Origin of the sequence: Bradyrhizobium sp. Arg816 (assembly GCF_029989365.1) — a bacterium.
Classification (GTDB): Bacteria; Pseudomonadota; Alphaproteobacteria; order Rhizobiales; family Xanthobacteraceae; genus Bradyrhizobium.
Window position 1 is genome coordinate 1 of sequence record NZ_JAPRAQ010000081.1, and the last position, 1,159, is coordinate 1,159.

1 protein-coding gene is annotated in these 1,159 nt (G+C 64.0%); it reads left to right on the forward strand.

Translation table 11 applies throughout. The features are described from left to right. Positions 1–28 precede the first annotated feature (28 nt). The gene (locus OWC48_RS45900; protein WP_282525910.1) at positions 29–1,036 is read left to right on the forward strand and encodes a tyrosine-type recombinase/integrase; all 1,008 of its coding nucleotides are present in this window, start codon (positions 29–31) and stop codon (positions 1,034–1,036) included. The last annotated feature ends 123 nt before the right edge of the window (positions 1,037–1,159 follow it).

Genomic DNA, 1,159 nt, shown 5'->3' on the forward strand with positions numbered 1-1,159 from the left:
AGCGCGCCTTCCTCGACGGAGGCGCGGCATGAACGAACACCTCCTGCTGGCGCCGCTCCTGGAGTCGTACTTTCGTCGCCGGTTGACCAAGCAGCGCAACGCGACCTCCGCGACCTTAGCCAGCTATCGCGATGCCTTGCGCATGCTGATCCTCTTTGCCGCCGCCCATTTGGGGAAGAAGCCGGCGGCGCTGGCCCTTGAGGATCTCGATCGGGACCTTGTTCTCGCCTTTCTTGACGAGCTTGAGGAGAAGCGGAACAACTCCGTCGCAACGCGCAACGCCCGACTAGCCGCGATCCGATCCTTCTTCCATCACGTCGCTGCCGCCGATCCCGCCTCGTTCGGCGTCGCCCAACGGGTTCTGACGATCCCCACCAAACGGGCCCACATCGAGGTGACGCATCATCTCACCAACGCCGAGGTGGAGGCCATCATCGCAGCCCCTGATCAGACGACGCCCCGCGGCCGGCGCGACCGGGCCTTTCTGCTCTTCTTGGCGAGAACCGGCGCTCGCGTGTCCGAAGCGACCGGCGTCAACGCGAACGACCTCCAGTTGGAGCGAGGACGTCCGCAGGTGCTGCTTCACGGCAAGGGACGCCGAGATCGCGTCGTTCCCATTCCTAAGGATCTGGTGCGATCGGTGACGGACCTATTGAGCGAACGCGGCCTCGCCAATCATGAACCGCGGCCGATCTTCGTCGGGGTTCACAACGAGCGCCTGACGCGTTTCGGCGCGACACACATCGTGCGGCGTGCCGCCTCCCAGGCCGGGTCCACGAGGCCAAGCTTGAAGGGCAAGCCGATATCGCCGCACATCTTCCGGCATTCCCTCGCCATGAAGCTTCTCCGGTCAGGCGTGGACCTCCTGACGATCCAGGCTTGGCTTGGCCATGCTCAGGTCGCCACAACCCACCGATACGCCGCTGCGGATGTCGAGATGATGCGCCGGGGACTCGAGAAGGCGAGCGTCTCAGGCGACCGCAGCGCGCGCTTCCGGCCGAACGACACCATCCTGCAGCTGCTGGCCAACATCTGATTATTATGTGGCGGAGGAATCCAGCCGTGGCCGGCCCTGGCTGGCGTTAGGGCGCCTCCGCCACATAATCTCGTCCGACACATAAGAACGGTTATGTTGCACGCAACATAACCATACAGCGGT

Excerpts from the sequence above, each read along its gene's own strand:
- OWC48_RS45900 (WP_282525910.1), top strand. The coding sequence starts at position 29 with ATGAACGAACACCTCCTGCTGGCGCCGCTCCTGGAGTCGTACTTTCGT.